General features: G+C 45.3%; 12 protein-coding genes. All 12 read left to right on the top strand.

The window, feature by feature from the left end; genetic code table 11:
• Positions 1 to 37: 37 nt before the first annotated feature.
• Complete coding sequence (locus PCH02S_RS10565) at positions 38 to 1570, top strand: alpha-N-arabinofuranosidase (RefSeq protein WP_127452703.1); 1533 nt, start codon at positions 38 to 40, stop codon at positions 1568 to 1570.
• Between the two features lie 90 nt (positions 1571 to 1660).
• Positions 1661 to 1855 (top strand): DUF6171 family protein, encoded by a 195-nt coding sequence (locus PCH02S_RS36930; protein ID WP_407670055.1) that lies wholly within the window; start codon positions 1661 to 1663, stop codon positions 1853 to 1855.
• A gap of 16 nt (positions 1856 to 1871) precedes the next feature.
• Positions 1872 to 3404, top strand: coding sequence for an alpha-N-arabinofuranosidase (locus PCH02S_RS10570; protein WP_127452705.1), 1533 nt, complete (start codon positions 1872 to 1874; stop codon positions 3402 to 3404).
• 219 nt (positions 3405 to 3623) lie between these two features.
• Positions 3624 to 5303: a type 2 periplasmic-binding domain-containing protein gene (locus PCH02S_RS10575; RefSeq protein WP_127452706.1), complete on the top strand. Its 1680-nt coding sequence runs from the start codon at positions 3624 to 3626 to the stop codon at positions 5301 to 5303.
• Positions 5304 to 5388: 85 nt separating this feature from the next.
• Positions 5389 to 6378: an ABC transporter permease gene (locus tag PCH02S_RS10580; protein WP_127452708.1), complete on the top strand. Its 990-nt coding sequence runs from the start codon at positions 5389 to 5391 to the stop codon at positions 6376 to 6378.
• Between the two features lie 11 nt (positions 6379 to 6389).
• Positions 6390 to 7301 carry a carbohydrate ABC transporter permease gene (locus tag PCH02S_RS10585; protein WP_127452710.1) on the top strand — a complete coding sequence of 304 codons (912 nt, stop codon included), beginning with the start codon at positions 6390 to 6392 and terminating at the stop codon, positions 7299 to 7301.
• 120 nt (positions 7302 to 7421) lie between these two features.
• Positions 7422 to 8951: a response regulator gene (locus tag PCH02S_RS10590; protein ID WP_164819512.1), complete on the top strand. Its 1530-nt coding sequence runs from the start codon at positions 7422 to 7424 to the stop codon at positions 8949 to 8951.
• Positions 8952 to 8975: 24 nt separating this feature from the next.
• Positions 8976 to 10799 (top strand): sensor histidine kinase, encoded by a 1824-nt coding sequence (locus PCH02S_RS10595; protein WP_127452714.1) that lies wholly within the window; start codon positions 8976 to 8978, stop codon positions 10797 to 10799.
• Positions 10792 to 12327, top strand: a complete 1536-nt coding sequence (locus PCH02S_RS10600; RefSeq protein WP_127452716.1) for a response regulator transcription factor — start codon at positions 10792 to 10794, stop codon at positions 12325 to 12327. The genes PCH02S_RS10595 and PCH02S_RS10600 overlap by 8 nt, the downstream gene beginning before the upstream one ends.
• Before the next feature lie 180 nt (positions 12328 to 12507).
• On the top strand, positions 12508 to 14229 hold the full coding sequence (locus PCH02S_RS10605; RefSeq protein WP_127452718.1) for an extracellular solute-binding protein: 1722 nt from the start codon (positions 12508 to 12510) through the stop codon (positions 14227 to 14229).
• A 68-nt stretch (positions 14230 to 14297) separates the two neighbouring features.
• Positions 14298 to 15200, top strand: coding sequence for an ABC transporter permease (locus PCH02S_RS10610; protein ID WP_127452720.1), 903 nt, complete (start codon positions 14298 to 14300; stop codon positions 15198 to 15200).
• Between the two features lie 53 nt (positions 15201 to 15253).
• On the top strand, positions 15254 to 16141 hold the full coding sequence (locus PCH02S_RS10615) for a carbohydrate ABC transporter permease (protein WP_127452800.1): 888 nt from the start codon (positions 15254 to 15256) through the stop codon (positions 16139 to 16141).
• Positions 16142 to 16170: the final 29 nt, after the last annotated feature.

Genomic DNA, 16170 nt, shown 5'->3' on the forward strand with positions numbered 1-16170 from the left:
AACCAAATAAATCAATCTACTCAGGAGGCAGATAAGTATGAAAAGCAGTATTAAGATTAATCCAGAAGCAGCGGTTCACAAAATTGACAGAAACATTTACGGACATTTCGCCGAGCATCTAGGCCGTTGTATATACGAAGGGATTTGGGTCGGCGAGGACTCCGACATCCCCAACACACGAGGTATCCGCAATGATGTCGTTCAGGCGTTAAAAGATATGAAAATCCCTATCCTGCGTTGGCCAGGCGGGTGCTTTGCGGATGAATATCACTGGAAGGACGGCATCGGTTCTAAGGAATCCAGAGCGCGAATGATTAACACGCATTGGGGCGGCGTGGTTGAGAATAACCATTTCGGAACCCATGAATTTTTCGACTTGTGCGAAATGCTGGAGACTGAGCCTTACATATGCGGGAACGTTGGCAGCGGGACGGTCTATGAGATGCAACAGTGGGTCGAATATATGACCTTCGACGGCGAATCGCCGATGGCCGATCTGCGGAAAGCGAACGGCAGGGAATTGCCATGGAACTTGACTTATTTCGGCATCGGCAATGAAAATTGGGGCTGCGGCGGCCGGATGAGAGCGGAGTTTTATGCAGACCTTTACAGACAATACAGCACATATGTTAGAGATTATGGAGAGAATGCGATTTATAAAATTGCTGCCGGCCCCAGAGGGGACAATTACCACTGGACGGAAGTGATGATGCGGGAAGCTGGCCATTTCATGGACGGACTGGCGCTTCATTACTACACGAGGCTAAGAGATCACAACTTCGTAATAGAAAATCCTGATGGTAACAGAATTTATATAAAAGATCCGAATGCGGTAAGAGGCCAGGCCGTCGACTTCGAGGAAAGTGAATGGTTTGGCATCATGAAGGCGGCGTATTTCACAGAAGAGCTTGTGGCGAAGCACTCGGCAATTATGGATAAATACGATCCCGAGAAGAAGGTTGCGCTTATTATTGACGAGTGGGGCACATGGTTTGATGTTGAGCCGGGCACCAATCCGGGTTTCCTCTTTCAGCAAAATACAATGAGAGATGCGGTTTCTGCTGCGATTAGCTTGAATATCTTCAATAATCACGCTGACCGTGTGAGAATGGCGAATATTGCTCAGACAATTAATGTACTCCAGGCCGTGATTCTAACAGAAGGGGAAAAAATGATCCTGACCCCTACCTATCATGTCTTCGAAATGTTTAAGGTACATCAGGATGCCACCCTGCAGCCGCTTGAGATTCAGTCCGGCATTTACAAGTTCAATGGGGAAGAGGTACCGCAGCTTAGCGCATCCGCTTCCGTGGATGCTGAGGGTAAGCTGAATATTACGATTTGTAATACGGATCCGCACAATGCGGCTCCCGTTGATTGCAATATTGGAGGATTGAGCGGTAAACAAGTAACGGGAAGAGTTTTGGTTGCGTCTACGATGAGCAGCCATAATTCTTTTGAAAATCCTACTCAAGTTAAGCCCGAGCCATTTACTAGTGTAGAGCTGAATCAAGAAGGATTCCATACGGATATCCCACCGATGTCTGTTGTAGTGCTCACGATCCATTAAATCGGAGGGAGCTATCCGATGGCTAACAAACAGGGACCCTGCAAGGATTGCTCGGAGACAATCGATGTCGCACCGGAAAAGATAGAGGCGATGCTGCAATTGCTGATTCAATCAAGGCACATTGAGCTTGTAGATGAGGAAACATGGCATAGTCGGCTAGCTGCGTGTAAGGGCTGCACGGGTTATATACACGGAGGAACGTGTAAATATTGCGGTTGTCTTGTACAAATACGGACTAAAATAAAGGATAGGGCATGCCCCTATCCTTTATTTCCCAAATGGTAAGAGCGGGAGAAAAACGATGACTACAATTGACATTTGGCTGAATGAAGAGATAGGGCAAATTAATCCCAATATTTATGGACACTTTATTGAGCACTTGGGCGGAGTTGTATACGACGGGATCTGGGTAGGTGAAGACTCCGATATTCCTAATATAATGGGATTCAGACAGGAGCTTATTGAGAAATTAAAAGCAATTAGCCCATCTGTTATCCGCTGGCCGGGCGGCTGCTTTGCGGAGACGTACAACTGGAGAGACGGCATCGGTCCAAGAGAGAAGCGACCTACAACCGTTAATTGGTGGTATATGAACGACGGGAAGCTCGAATCTAACGAGGTGGGTACCCATGAGTTTATCGCGTTTTGCAAGTTAGTAAATGCCGAGCCGTATTTTGCAGTAAATGCTACGACAACAACCGTTTTAGAAGCTAGAAATTGGATTGAATATTGTAATATGATGCAAGGTACGACTACACTGGCGCAGGAGCGGGAGGAGAACGGAAGCCCAGAGCCTTTTAACGTTAAATATTGGGGGCTTGGCAACGAAAATTGGGGCGGGGGCGGCTGCATGACACCCGAGGATTACTGCCATATTTACAGAAAGTACGGCATCATCAGCAAAAGTGTAGGGCAGGATCTTCAGTTCATCGCATGCGGACCCTATGAAGATATTCCCGAATGGACGGCTAGATTTTTTGACAAGTATAAACAGATGTACACGGTGGGGCGAGTTGCTCCCATGTTCGGATACTCACTTCACTACTATGTGACGAACACGGGAAAAATGGGTACGGAGCTGACGTATAGTGATGCGCAGTGGTATGAAATGATGCGGGTCGGACTGGACATGGAACCGTTCATCCAATCCCAGTTTGAGATGATTCGCGCTGCGATGCCCGAAACCCCGATTGGACTTGTCGTCGATGAGTGGGGGGTGTGGCATCAGCAGAATGGCAGGCATCCATTGCCGGGCAAATACTTATTTGAGCAGATGAGCACAATGAGAGAGGCGGTCCTGGCTGCGCTATCGTTAAATATTTTCAACAATCATTGCGATAAAGTTGTTATGGCTAATGTGGCTCAGCTTGTCAACTGTATCCATTCCCTGTTTCTTGCCAAAGGTAACGCCTGTGTGGCAACTACAAGCTACTACGTATTCGATATGTTTAAAATTCACCAGCATGCAATAGGCCTTAAAACGGATGTCAATTGTAAAAGCATAACCTATACTCTAGAAGGAAGCTCGTATGAGATCCCAAGCATCTCCTGCTCGGCATCGGTCAAGGACGGTATACTAGCCGTTACACTTGCGAACTTATCCGTGGATGAAGATCAAGCGATCATGTTGCATCCGATCGGTGGCCAATATACTGGCAATGGGAGAATGGTCGTATTATCTTCTAATCATCATCAGGATGGCAATTCTTTGGAGGAACCCTATAAAGTTACACCGATGGAACAGGCCATTTCAACTGAAGGATTCGAACTTACGGTTACAATTCCTAAAGCTTCTGTAGTATTATTAACGTTGGATGTTTCTAGCTTTACCTGAAATAAATATTGATACTGAAGCAGCCGACCATCATCGGTTGCTTTTTCTCATTAAAAGGGCAACAAACGCAACAAACGCGACCACAGATTAAAAAGTACCTTTAATTTATAGGGGGAAGACCTTTATTTTATGAATTGTAAGCGCATTCCAAGTCGATATAATTAGATATATCAATATGTAAGCGTTTAAAGGGAGATATGAAAGGGAGGAATTAAGAAAATGGCATTACTAATGAAGCGTACTACACTTCGGTTGATCGTTCCTGTTTTGACTTTCGGTGTCATCTTATCAGGATGCAATGACGCAGGCAACGGTTCAACTGTTTCTAGCACTTCTCCAACTACCACAGGAAGCGCGGTAGCTACGCAGGGTACGGAAGCTATTAAACCGATGACGATTTCTATGTTCATTGCCAACTCCTATCAGCAGCCTACGGCAGACAATCGCATTTATAAAATGATTAAGGATAAAACAGGTGTCAGTTTAAAAATGGAATTTCTGGTCGGTGACCTCACGCAGAAACTAGGTGTTATGATTGCCGGCGGCGATTATCCGGATGTGATTACGGGCGATGACAAGCTGATTGCTGCAGGCGCATTCGTACCACTGGAAGATTTGATCGAGAAGTACGCACCGAACCTGAAGAAGCATTACGCGGATGTTTGGAACCAAATTAAGGATCCGGCAAGCGGACATATTTACGCACTTCCGGGTTACAATGCATTCACTGGAACATTTACCGAAACGACTTACGAGGGTCCTGGCTTCTGGTTACAAAAAGATATTCTAAAGGAGCAGGGATGGCCGACTCCGAAGACGCTGGAGGATTACTTCGCTATTATTGAAAAGGCCAAGCAGCAGCACCCGGACAGGATCGGTTTCGAGACGCTGAACTTTGACTGGAGGACCTTCCCTTTGCAGAATCCGCCAGAGCACTTGGCAGGCCATCCGAACGATGGCGGGGTAATTGTAGATAACGGCAAGGCATCCATTTTTGCTGATAAGGATATAGCAAAAAACTATTACAAGAAGCTGAACGAGATAAACAATAAAGGATTGTTGGACAAGGAAGCACTTGTGCAGAACTATGATCAATATTTGGCGAAAATCGCCAGCGGTCGTGTTATCGGTATGTTTGACCAGCATTGGAATTTTAGTGACGGCGAAAAGTCGTTGATTTCTCAGGGTAACTTTGGCAGCACCTACGTAGGTTTCCCATTGCTCTATCCGGGTGCGACGGAATACTACCGGGATCGTCCCGCTTTAACCATCAATCGCGGTTATGGTATTTCAGTTAAGGCCAAAGATCCTGTCGCAATCATAAAATTCCTTGATAGTTTAATGACGGAAGATTGGCAGAAAACGCTGCAATGGGGTGTTCAAGGTCAGGACTATCAAGTGAAGGATGGCAAATATTATCGTACTCCTGAACAGCGTGACCAGCAAAATGATAATACCTGGAAGTTAGCCAATAAAGCAGAAGCGTTCTTCTTTAATTTGCCCAAAATGCAGGGTACTTACATCGATGGGAACGCGACGGACCCGAACACGCAGCCGCAGGAGTTCTATGACAGCTTGAAGCCAGTGGATCAGGAAGTGTTGAAGGCTTACAATCATAAGACTTGGGCCGAGTTCTTCAAAACACCTGTTGATAACCCGGTTTATTATCCGGCGTGGTCCATCGACTTGATCGACGGTTCCCCGGCGAAAGTAGCCCAAACCAAGATGAACGATCTGGCCGTAAAGTATTTGCCGAAAGCCGTCCTGGCGAGCGAAGCGGATTTCGAAAAAGTCTGGAAAGAATATACCGACCAGCTTTCCAAAGCGAACGTCAAAGCTTACGAAGATCGTATCAACGATCAGATTCAATGGAGGATCAAGAACTGGAGCAGTAAATAATTCATAATCACTTACCGAGGAGCGGAGAAGACGAGCAGGTCTTCTCCGTTTATAGACGACCAGTTTCGGTTTGGGAGGGATCATAATGGAAGAAGCTATACTGAAGAAACAAGATGCGAAAGCAGCGGTCAGGAAAAAGAAATGGATCGATCCGGAAATTGGCGTAGAATTCAGCTGGAAAACGATGAAAAGCCAAAAGCAGTTAATTTTGATGTCGGTACCGATTCTAATCTATTTGGTTATTTTCAATTATGTCCCGATTTGGGGCTGGGTAATGGCCTTTCAAAATTATCGCCCGGCCTTGCCGTTTCTCAAGCAGAAATGGGTTGGCTTAGATCAATTTAAATTTCTGATGGGTGATGATGTCTTCCTTCAGGTGCTTCGTAATACACTAGGCATGAGCTTGATCAATTTGGTACTGGGATTTGTAACAGCGATCGTACTGGCGCTTCTTCTTAATGAAATCAAAACAAAAATATTTAAAAGCACGGTACAGACGATTTCGTACTTACCTCACTTCCTGTCATGGGTTATTGCGGCTGGTATTGTAGCTTCCACGCTGTCTGTAGAGGATGGGATCGTCAATGTCGTATTAATGAAGCTTCATTTCATCAAAGAGCCGATTATGTGGCTAAGCATCGGACATTATTTCTGGGGCATTGTTGGTGCCGCAAATGTGTGGAAGGAAGTAGGCTGGAATACGATCATTTACTTGGCTGCGATTACTTCCATAGATCCTTCGCTTTATGAAGCCGCCTCCATGGATGGAGCCAACCGTTACCAGAAAATGCGCTATGTGACCCTGCCGGGCATTAAAGCGACGTTCATTATCCTTTTAATTATGAATGTTGGCCATATCCTGGATGCGGGCTTTGAAGTGCAGTACTTGTTGGGGAATGGTCTGGTTGTGGACTGGTCGCAAACGATTGATATTTTCGTGTTGAAATATGGAATCGCACTTGGCAACTACTCCCTGGCGACAGCGGCGGGCATATTTAAGACAATCGTCAGCATTGTATTGGTTTTGAGCGCGAATTATATGGCGAAACGCCTCGGCGAAGAGCGGTTGTTATAAGGGGGTTGGATATGAAAACGGCTACGTTCCAGAATAATCGCTTGGAAGCGATCCTATTCAACACACTAAATGGATTTTTTATGCTTTTCCTGGTCATCGTTACCCTGTATCCTTTTCTTCATACGTTGACGGTATCTTTTAACGAAGGCAACGATACGCTGCGGGGCGGGCTTTACTTATGGCCGAGGATTTGGAGCTTGCAAAACTATCGAGCCATCTTCATCTCGGGAACGATCTATCATGCTGCCTGGATCTCGGTTGCTCGAACCGTAACGCTTACTGTGTTAGGTGTTTTTCTGACTTCGATGCTAGCTTATACGTTGGCTCAGCCTCACTATTTGTTTCGTAAAATTATTGGCGTGTTATTCGTGCTGACCATGTATTTCAATGCTGGCTTAATCCCGAATTATTTCCTGATCAAGCAACTGGGATTACTGAACAGCTTCTGGGTGTATATTCTTCCTGGGCTGGTCAGTGCGTTTAACCTGATCGTCATCCGAACCTATATCAAGTCTCTCCCAGGCAGTTTAGTTGAATCGGCGAAGATAGACGGTGCTGGAGATTTTACCATTTTTCTGCGGATTATCTTTCCTCTCTGTACGCCAGTCTTGGCAACTATTGCGTTATTCATCGCGGTTGGCTCCTGGAACTCTTGGTTCGACACGTTCTTGTACGCTTCTTCCGATATTAAATTAAGTACGCTGCAGTACGAGATGATGAAGCTCCTGGGCTCTACGATGAGCAGCAACAGTGATCCCGCGCTTTTAAATGGCGTCAACACGGGTCAATCCAAAGGGATGGTTACACCTGCTTCTGTGCGGGCTGCCATTACAATTGTAACGGCTGTGCCGATTTTGTTAGTTTACCCTTTCCTGCAGCGCTTTTTTGTAGTAGGTTTAAATCTGGGAAGTGTTAAAGAATAAGAGTTCGGGCATTGGAAAAGCCGTTTTAGTCCGAGGACTAGAATGGCTTTTTCGTTGCTGAATCTATCGGTGGGACCGTATAATAATCTCATATCAAGAGGGAAATCAGGTGAAACGCGAATGTTGAAGGTTCTGATTGCCGATGATGAGCCGATCATGCTGGAAGGGGTACGTTTCCTCGTTGATTGGCACAAGCTTGGCTTTGACATATATGCTGAGGCGCTAGACGGAGAGGATGCCCTACAGCTAGTAGAGGAAAACTGCCCTCATCTGATCATAACGGATATTCGGATGCCCGTCATTGATGGCTTGGCATTAATTGAAAAGGTTTATATGCGCTTTCCTGATACGAAGTTTATCGTGTTAAGCGGTTACGCTGACTTTCAATATGCGCAGCAGGCTATGAAATTCGGAGTTTCCAATTACTTGACGAAACCGTTGGACGAGACGGAATTAGAGAGCGCCGTTCTTGCGGTTGCGGAGGACATTCGTGCGGAGGAAGAGCGGCGTGCTCTGCAGCGCTCGATCCTTGATCGCAGCCGTGCTGAAACGGTTTCACGGCTTTTGATGGGAGACGTCAGAAAGGAATGGGTGGACAAGGCACGAAGCTTGTTGAAACTTCACGAGCAATCGAGAATTCGCTGTATCCACCTTGTTTGTAGCAATTCGGAATATAGCGAACAAGAGCGAGTCAGCCTGTTCCAACGTCTTAGGGAAGCAGTGGATTTGAATGGCTTGACCGATGTGAGCGTGCATCCGTTTGAACTAGGCATTAACAGGAGTGGTTTTATTCTTGCTGTGGACTCAAAAGAATCTGTACTAACTATCCCGCTTATAGATCAATTCGTATCGCATATGCGAAAAGAATGCGGAGAGACCTTAACTTTTGCAATCAGTAGTGAGGTTAGAGGGGTTATTTCATTAAGTAGAGCCTATCAGGAGGCGCTTACAGCTGAGGTGTGCAAATTTCCTTCTAATCATCCCAAGGTCTACTATTATCAAAACAAAATAGTAGAGGAATCTCCATCGATCCCTGAGGTAACCAAGATATCGCTGATCCAAGCCATCAACTATGGCAATGTAGATGCCGTTCGCACTCTTACACTTGATTTATTTATGACTTTATCTTCTTCGGAGGCATGGGCGGCGGCAAACTTGTCTACGCTGAAGCTGGAAATTCTTCAAGAACTGGCCCAACAAGGAGCAGATATGGAAAATTGGAGCCGAAGATGGTTTGCATCGCCTCTTCCCAAGAATGTGGGAGAACTGAAAAACAGCTTGTTGAAAGAATTTTTGGAAGCGGCAGAGTGGATCGCAAGGGAGAAAGGTGCTCGTATCGACGACATTGTTTCTGCCGCTGAAGCCTACGTTAAACAGCATTACCAAGGAAAGCTGCAGCTTCAACATGTGGCTGAACATCTTCATGTGAATGCGGCTCACTTGGGGCAACGCTTTAAAAAGCAGCGTGGGCTCGCATTCAATGAGTACGTGCATACCGTTCGCATTACGGAAGCCAAGAAGCTCTTGCTCCGTACCGAGATGAAAATAACCGAAATCGCCCATATGGTGGGGTATTCAGATCCTGAACAGTTTGGTGCGAAGTTCAAAGCTTTGACCGGTGTCATTCCTTCGTCGTACAAAAAAGGCTGAGAACTAACCGATAGGAGATCGACAATGAACCGAAAATGGAAGCTTTTCAGCCATATCGTCAATGACATACCGCTAAAATATAAGTTTCTATTTATCTATCTTTTGTGCGTCTTACTCCCAATTATGAGCATCAATATCCTATTCTACATGCAAAATAGCCGGGATACGCAAAGTCGGGAGAGGGAGAATCTACAGATTTCTTTGGATCGGGCAGCCTATGAGCTCACCCAGATCGTGAACGAAAGCGTAGCCATTGGTAACACAGTAGCGGCAGATCGAACATTTAACGGGAAGTTGGAAGCGTCCTATTCCGACTTGTCCACCTACTACGAGACTTATGACAGTTATTTGCGTGACAAGCTGCGTCCATATACGGATCAGTATCCGTACATTTCCTGGCTAGGCGTATTTACCACGAACCCGACAATTGGAAGCGGAGGAAGCTATTTTGTACTGAAGGACAGCGATAAGCAGAGCGAATGGTATCGGAAACTGACGGATACGAAAGAGAAGGTGGTCGTCGCCTCCTACTTGGATATGAACCCGATGAATCCTCAGCAACAGAGGGTGTATGTGAGCATTATTCGCAAATTGGAGAATTTTCCGGATTTGATGACTTACACCAAGTACTTACGAGTGGATTTGCAGTTGGATAAGCTGCAGGAGCTTTTTAACAAGGAGCAGAACTATCTGCAATTCAAACTTGTAGATGCTAACAATCGGGTTGTTCTGGATTCAAACCTCTCTTACATTGCGGAGGATAACCTTTTGCTCCCAATAGCCAAAGACTACTTAGCATCGAATAACAAGGCAAATGGCAATTTTATCAGCAGCTTGGGAACTGCCAGTTACCTTAGCGGCTGGAAGTTAATTGGGATTCCAGAACAAGCTCGATTTCAACAAAAGCAAAATGCGGTAATAAAATTCGGAATTTTACTCACCTTATGCAGCACGGTAATTCCGACGGTACTTGTTTTTACCATTCTGCAATCCTACAACTTGAGAGTCAGACGGCTTTCCAAACATATGCAATGGGTTAAAAATGAGCGTTTCGAACCTATTAACATGTATGAAGGCAAGGATGAAATTGGAGGATTATTGCGCAGCTTTAATCTGATGACGGTGAAAATCCGCAATCTGATTAATGATGTCTATAAGCTGGAGATCCAGAAGAAGGACTTGGAATTGGAAAGAGTACGGGCGGAGTTGAATGTTCTGCAGAGCCAGGTAGATCCGCATTTCCTGTTTAATACACTTAACGCTATTCTGGTGGTATGCAAGAAGCATCGGTATGAGCATGTTACGGATATTATTCGCAGCCTCTCGCAAATTTTGCGAAGGCTGCTCAGCTGGAAGGATGATCTGGTGACGATTGATGAGGAAATTAGCTTCATTAAGATGTATTTGCAGATTGAGAAATTCAGGTTTCAGGATCGGTTTACCTATGAGATCGATATTGATCCGAGGATATTATCCTGCCGGATTCCCAAGATGAGCATCCAAACTCTGGTAGAGAATGCGTGCAAGCACGGGCTTCAATCGGTGAAGGGGGATCGGCGGATTCACATTTCAGCAGGGTTGGATGACCGCTATCTGATAATCAAGGTCAAAGATAACGGGATTGGTATAGACACTGCCAAGCTGAACAGCATTCTTCAGAACTTGCATGTGGAAGAAGAGGCAGGGAAAAGCATCGGCCTGAGAAACGTGTATAAACGGCTGAATCTTTTTTACAAGGATCGTTCCTTGTTTTTAATAGAAAGCAAAGCCTATGAACAGACGTCTGTAACAATCCAAATCCCTATTCAACTAATCTTGTCACAGGAGGAGGCAGCTGAACATGTGTAAAGTATTGTTCGTCGATGATGAGCCGATTGCACTTGAAGGAATCCGAATGCTAGCTGATTGGGAAGGGCTAGGGTTTGAGGTATGCGGCATGTGCTCCGACGGGGAAGAAGCTCTGAAAGTAATGATAGAATGCCGACCTTCACTTGTCATAACGGATATTCGGATGTCTGGGATAGACGGACTGGAGCTGATTCGTCAGGCTCAGCTGTTGTCGAAGGCGTATAAGCCGATTTTCATCATCATGAGTGGCTACGGCGACTTCAAGTATGCACAGTCAGCATTGCGATACGGGGTACGCCATTATCTGCTCAAGCCTATTATGGATGATGAATGGGAAAGCACTTTGGGGGATGTTATGGAGGAACTTACGTCCCGACAACAGGTGCTTGATCAACTGGAAATGACAATCAGTCAACTCCTTCCAATGATGATGGCTCCCATTCTCCGGGGGGAGTTGGAAGAGTTGGATGAATGCATATCTAAGCGGATCGGAGAGTTGGATCAGGAGGCTGAAGGCTGGAAGTGTATCCTGATAGAAGGGTTGAATGAAGAGGAGATGGCATCTTGCAGTTCCTATGTTTATGCCAAAAAAGCCATGTTTGTCGACCTTATGCCTGGTCAAGCTTGTCTAGTGGTGGATTGTGCGGAAGACGTTCGGGGACTGGCTGGGAAAGTTTATGATGGGCTTCGACAGCAAGACTCGGCGATATACGTATCGATAGGGCCCCCCGTTCAGTCTCTTCGAAAATTGCATGTATCCTATTCGGGGGCGGTGGAAGCATCTGTCCACCACTTTTTTTATGATCATGGGGGACTTGTTGATTACGAAAATGCCGATAGGTTGGAGTTTAGTTATAATCTCGGAATCATGGCAATGTTGGAGGAACTGCTTGGCGCTGCGGAACGGTTACAGGAACAAGAGGCGTCCAGTATTTTAAATCAAGTATTCGCTTCGTTCCAAAATAAAAAGATTGCGCCGGATATGGTGCGCATGCTCTGTGTACATGTGGTCCTGAAGAGTATGGATGTGCTGCGGGAGTTGGAAGTAGTATCCATGGATATGTGGTCGTTGTTCCGCAATGAACTGCAAAACGGGCCTAAATCCCTGACGACATTGGAGCAATCTGTGTGGAGGTATCTGAACGAATATATGCGAAGATTAAGAGAACGGAGGGAATCCAGTTCGGGTCATCCACTGTATGGAATAGAACGCTATATCCAAGAAAATTATAAATTCCCGCTAACGATCAAAGATATCGGAAAACGCTTTTATATGAATCCCGTTTATCTGGGCCATGCGTTCGTAAAGAAATATGGTGTTGGTATGATTGAATATATCCATGATCTTCGAATCAATGAGGCCAAGAAATTGCTGACGGAATCTGCTGCCACGATCCGTTCCATTGCAGAGGGAGTCGGTTACGTGCATTACCATCATTTCCTGAGAGAGTTTGAGAAGCGGGTAATGGAGAAGCCGGTAGAGTATAGGGAAGCTGCTTACGATGTGAGAAAAAAGGGAAATGAATGATGAGTAGTACCCTTTGATTTTCTAGGGCTTTGTCCGCAATGATTACGCTTACAAAACAACAAGATCTGGTAAGTAAAGTAAAGAGATGTACATTGTTTAGAGGTTATACTAACCCTATAATGAAAACATAACCACATCACTGCAGTGATAGCTTTAAATACTCAATATAGGGGGATGTACATGAAGCTAAACCAGCATAAAATGAAAGCGTTATCCGTTTCCTTGCTCGCTGTAGCAACGCTCGTATCGGCATGCACCAGCCAGAATAATTCAACGAGTACTCAACAGAAAGAAGCAGTGAGCACCGCTGGTAATACCGATGTGAAAAGTGCAAATACAGATCCGCTTGGCAAGTATGACCCACCAATTGAGGTGTCGTTTGTCCGAAACCTCAGCGATGTTGTTGAGAATAACGTACTCGGTGTGCTAAAAGGCGAATCGTTTGAAGACAACCGATGGACACGTCTATATAAGGAACAGCTCGGGATCACAATTAAAAATAATTGGGTCGTCAAAGGAAGCGATACTTCTGATCAGTATTTACAGAAACTGAATGTAACGTTAGCCTCCGGCGATCTGCCTGATATTATTCCTGTGAACGCGACTCAATTAAAACAATTAGCAGATTCCGGCCAAATTGAAGATATGACAGCTTGGTATGAGAAATATGCGGCTCCTCTCACCAAAGAGATTTTATCACAAGAGGGAAAAAGTCCCTTCGACGCTGCAACGATTGATGGCAAACTGATGGCAATCCCGCAGGTCGACTCCTCGCTTGAACGTGCTATGTTTATCTGGATTCGTACGGATTGGCTTAAGAAATTAGGTTTGCAGCCGCCGAAGACGATGGCTGATGTACAAACCATTTCGAAAGCGTTTGCCGAGAAAGACCCGGATGGCAATGGGAAAAAAGATACATTTGGCCTCGGTTTAAACAAAGCTTTGTGGGGAGGAGCTGTAGGCTTAGAGGGCTTCATGGCAGGGTATAAGGCTTATCCGAATATGTGGATTACCGATGCTTCCGGAAAGCTGATGTTTGGCGGTATTCAGCCGGAAGTTAAGAAAGCGCTTCAAGCCCTTCAAGGGATGTTTAAGAACGGAGAAATTGATCAGGAATTCGGAATTAAAGACGGTGGTAAGGTAGCTGAGCAAATAGCTGCTGGCAAGATCGGAATGGAGTATGGCGAACAGTGGAACTCCATCTGGCCGCTTCAATTGAACCGTAACAATGACCCGAGTGCACAATGGCAGGCATTCCCGATCGTTTCGGAGTCCGGCGATACGCCTAAAGTTCCCCTGAGGTTCAGTACAAGCAAGTTTTTTGCGGTTAAAAAGGGATTCAAGCATCCTGAGGCGGTTATCAAGTTGTTTAATATGCATCTGGAGAAAAACTTTGGCCAAACAGCGGAGTTTGACAAATATTATGCACCGCCGGAAGCAGAAAGTGTATGGCAGCTGTCGCCGGTAACTCCGAGCCCGGTAAAGAAAAATGTTGAGGCATTCAGAGCGATCGATGCGGCGCGTAAAGCGAACAACTTCTCGACCCTGAAGGGAGAAGCCAAAACGATTCAAGGTAAGATAGAAGCTTTCAATTCGGGTTCAAAAGAAGGGTTTGCCTTGTGGGGATGGGAACGCATTTATGGTCCGGAAGGCTCTGAAGGCGTCGTTGATCAGTACGATAAAAATAGTCAATTCCTGATGGATAAATTCGTAGGCGCACCTACGCCAACGATGGTTGAGCGGAAATCGACTTTAGAGAAGCTGATGAATGAGACTTACACGAAAATTATTATGGGCGGCTCTGTAGATGAGTTCGATAAGTTTGTGAAAGACTGGACGAAGCTGGGCGGCGAGCAAATTACAAAAGAAGTTAATGAATGGTATGCAGCAACGAAGAAGTAGATGCGGGCAGAGGACGGGTTAACCATCCTTCCTCTGCTTTTTATGCATTAAATACTGGAGGTTATTGTATGGGTATCGGGAAAATGTGGAGAGAGCTTCCGCTGCATCTGATGATGTTACCGGGATTAGTATTGATTGTGCTATTCTCATATGTCCCAATGGCGGGAATTATCATTGCATTTCAAAAATTTATCCCTGCAAAGGGATTATTTGGTGACCAGCGATGGGTCGGGTTGGATAATTTCAGATATGTCATGAATCTGCCCAGCTTTAATCAGGTCCTGTGGAATACCCTCTTTATCTCAAGTCTTAAGCTTATTCTAGGCTTAATCGTACCGATTATTTTCGCCATTCTTCTTAACGAATTGAAGAATGAGGTGATTAAAAGAAGCGTGCAAACGACCATTTATTTACCCTATTTCCTCTCTTGGGTAGTTCTAGGGGGGATACTTATTGATATTCTATCGCCTTCTACCGGTATTGTTAACCAATTGTTGGGTGCTTTCGGTTTGAATAAAATATTTTTCCTTGGAGACAATCATTGGTTTCCGTTTACACTCATTACATCGGATATATGGAAAAATTTTGGCTATGGAACTATCGTTTATTTGGCGGCTATCACGGGCATTGACCCTGGCTTATACGAATCTGCAACGATTGACGGCGCAAACCGCTGGCATAAGATATGGCATATCACGATTCCAGGGATGCGAATGGTCATTGTCTTGTTGTCAGTTCTCAGTTTAGGACAGCTTTTGAACGCAGGCTTCGATCAAGTGTTCAATTTATATAGCCCTCAGGTGTACGAAAGCGGCGATATTCTGGATACCTTTGTATATCGGATCGGATTATTGGATGCTCAATACGGTGTTGCAACGGCCGTAGGTCTATTCAAATCGCTAGTTTCGCTTATTTTGATTTCAAGTTCTTACTTTGTGGCGTATCGGTTTGCAAAATATAGAATTTTCTAGGAGGAGGGAAAACCGTGGTACAACCATCACCCAGTTCTGTGTCTGATACTTATATCCGGGTACCCAACAGTCGATTTCGATTCGAGTGGTTTTCCGTTCTGAATGTTTCCTTTCTAATTATTATATCGTTAATTTGTATCCTCCCGCTAATTCATATCATTGCGATCTCGTTTAGTTCAAGTACCGCAGCAGCAGCAGGTCATGTAAAGCTGTGGCCGGTTGACTTTACATTAGCCTCTTACAAGTTTACGGCTAGTCGAGCAGCATTTTGGCAATCCATGCTTGTATCCTTGGAACGTATCGCGATCGGGACGCCGTTAAATCTCATTCTAACCATTCTCGTCGCATTTCCTTTATCCAAGGAAACGAAGGCGTTTCGCATGCGAATGGTTTATGCTTGGATTTTCTTCATCACGATGCTCTTTCATGGTGGTTTGATCCCTTGGTATTCTACACTTAAGCAGTACAATATGCTTGATACGATTTGGGCGCTCGTGCTGCCCGGTGCGGTTCCCGTATTCAGCGTGGTCCTTCTGCTTAACTTTTTCCGTGAGGTGCCGAAGGAGCTGGAGGAGGCAGCCGTCGTGGACGGTGCGAGCTATTGGACGACACTCTGGAAAATCTATGTGCCGATATCCATGCCTGCTCTTGCAACGCTTGCCTTATTCTCCATGGTCGAACATTGGAACAGTTGGTTTGACGGCCTCCTGCTTATGGGAGACCCTAGTCACTATCCGCTGCAAAGCTATATTCAAACGATCGTCATTCAACAAAATTTAACAAATATATCACGTGACGAAGCCATAAATATGGCCCTCATTTCTGATCGGACGCTGAAAGCTTCACAGATCTTCTTAGGCTCTCTTCCCATTATCATGGCGTATCCTTTCTTGCAGAAGTATTTCGTTAAAGGGATTGTCCTTGGCAGCGTTAAGGGGTAGTGCATGATAGATGGCTTCCTAAAGAAAAT

Source organism: Paenibacillus chondroitinus NBRC 15376 (assembly GCF_004000765.1).
In the GTDB taxonomy this organism is placed as follows: domain Bacteria; phylum Bacillota; class Bacilli; order Paenibacillales; family NBRC-103111; genus Paenibacillus_E; species Paenibacillus_E chondroitinus.

What these genes read in the sequence shown, in the direction of transcription:
- PCH02S_RS10610 (WP_127452720.1), top strand. Translation starts at nt 14,298, where the DNA reads ATGGGTATCGGGAAAATGTGGAGAGAGCTTCCGCTGCATCTGATGATG.
- PCH02S_RS10585 (WP_127452710.1), top strand. Translation starts at nt 6,390, where the DNA reads ATGAAAACGGCTACGTTCCAGAATAATCGCTTGGAAGCGATCCTATTC.
- PCH02S_RS10590 (WP_164819512.1), top strand. Translation starts at nt 7,422, where the DNA reads ATGTTGAAGGTTCTGATTGCCGATGATGAGCCGATCATGCTGGAAGGG.
- PCH02S_RS10580 (WP_127452708.1), top strand. Translation starts at nt 5,389, where the DNA reads ATGGAAGAAGCTATACTGAAGAAACAAGATGCGAAAGCAGCGGTCAGG.
- PCH02S_RS36930 (WP_407670055.1), top strand. Translation starts at nt 1,661, where the DNA reads ATGCTGCAATTGCTGATTCAATCAAGGCACATTGAGCTTGTAGATGAG.
- PCH02S_RS10570 (WP_127452705.1), top strand. Translation starts at nt 1,872, where the DNA reads ATGACTACAATTGACATTTGGCTGAATGAAGAGATAGGGCAAATTAAT.
- PCH02S_RS10600 (WP_127452716.1), top strand. Translation starts at nt 10,792, where the DNA reads ATGTGTAAAGTATTGTTCGTCGATGATGAGCCGATTGCACTTGAAGGA.
- PCH02S_RS10595 (WP_127452714.1), top strand. Translation starts at nt 8,976, where the DNA reads ATGAACCGAAAATGGAAGCTTTTCAGCCATATCGTCAATGACATACCG.
- PCH02S_RS10575 (WP_127452706.1), top strand. Translation starts at nt 3,624, where the DNA reads ATGGCATTACTAATGAAGCGTACTACACTTCGGTTGATCGTTCCTGTT.
- PCH02S_RS10605 (WP_127452718.1), top strand. Translation starts at nt 12,508, where the DNA reads ATGAAGCTAAACCAGCATAAAATGAAAGCGTTATCCGTTTCCTTGCTC.
- PCH02S_RS10565 (WP_127452703.1), top strand. Translation starts at nt 38, where the DNA reads ATGAAAAGCAGTATTAAGATTAATCCAGAAGCAGCGGTTCACAAAATT.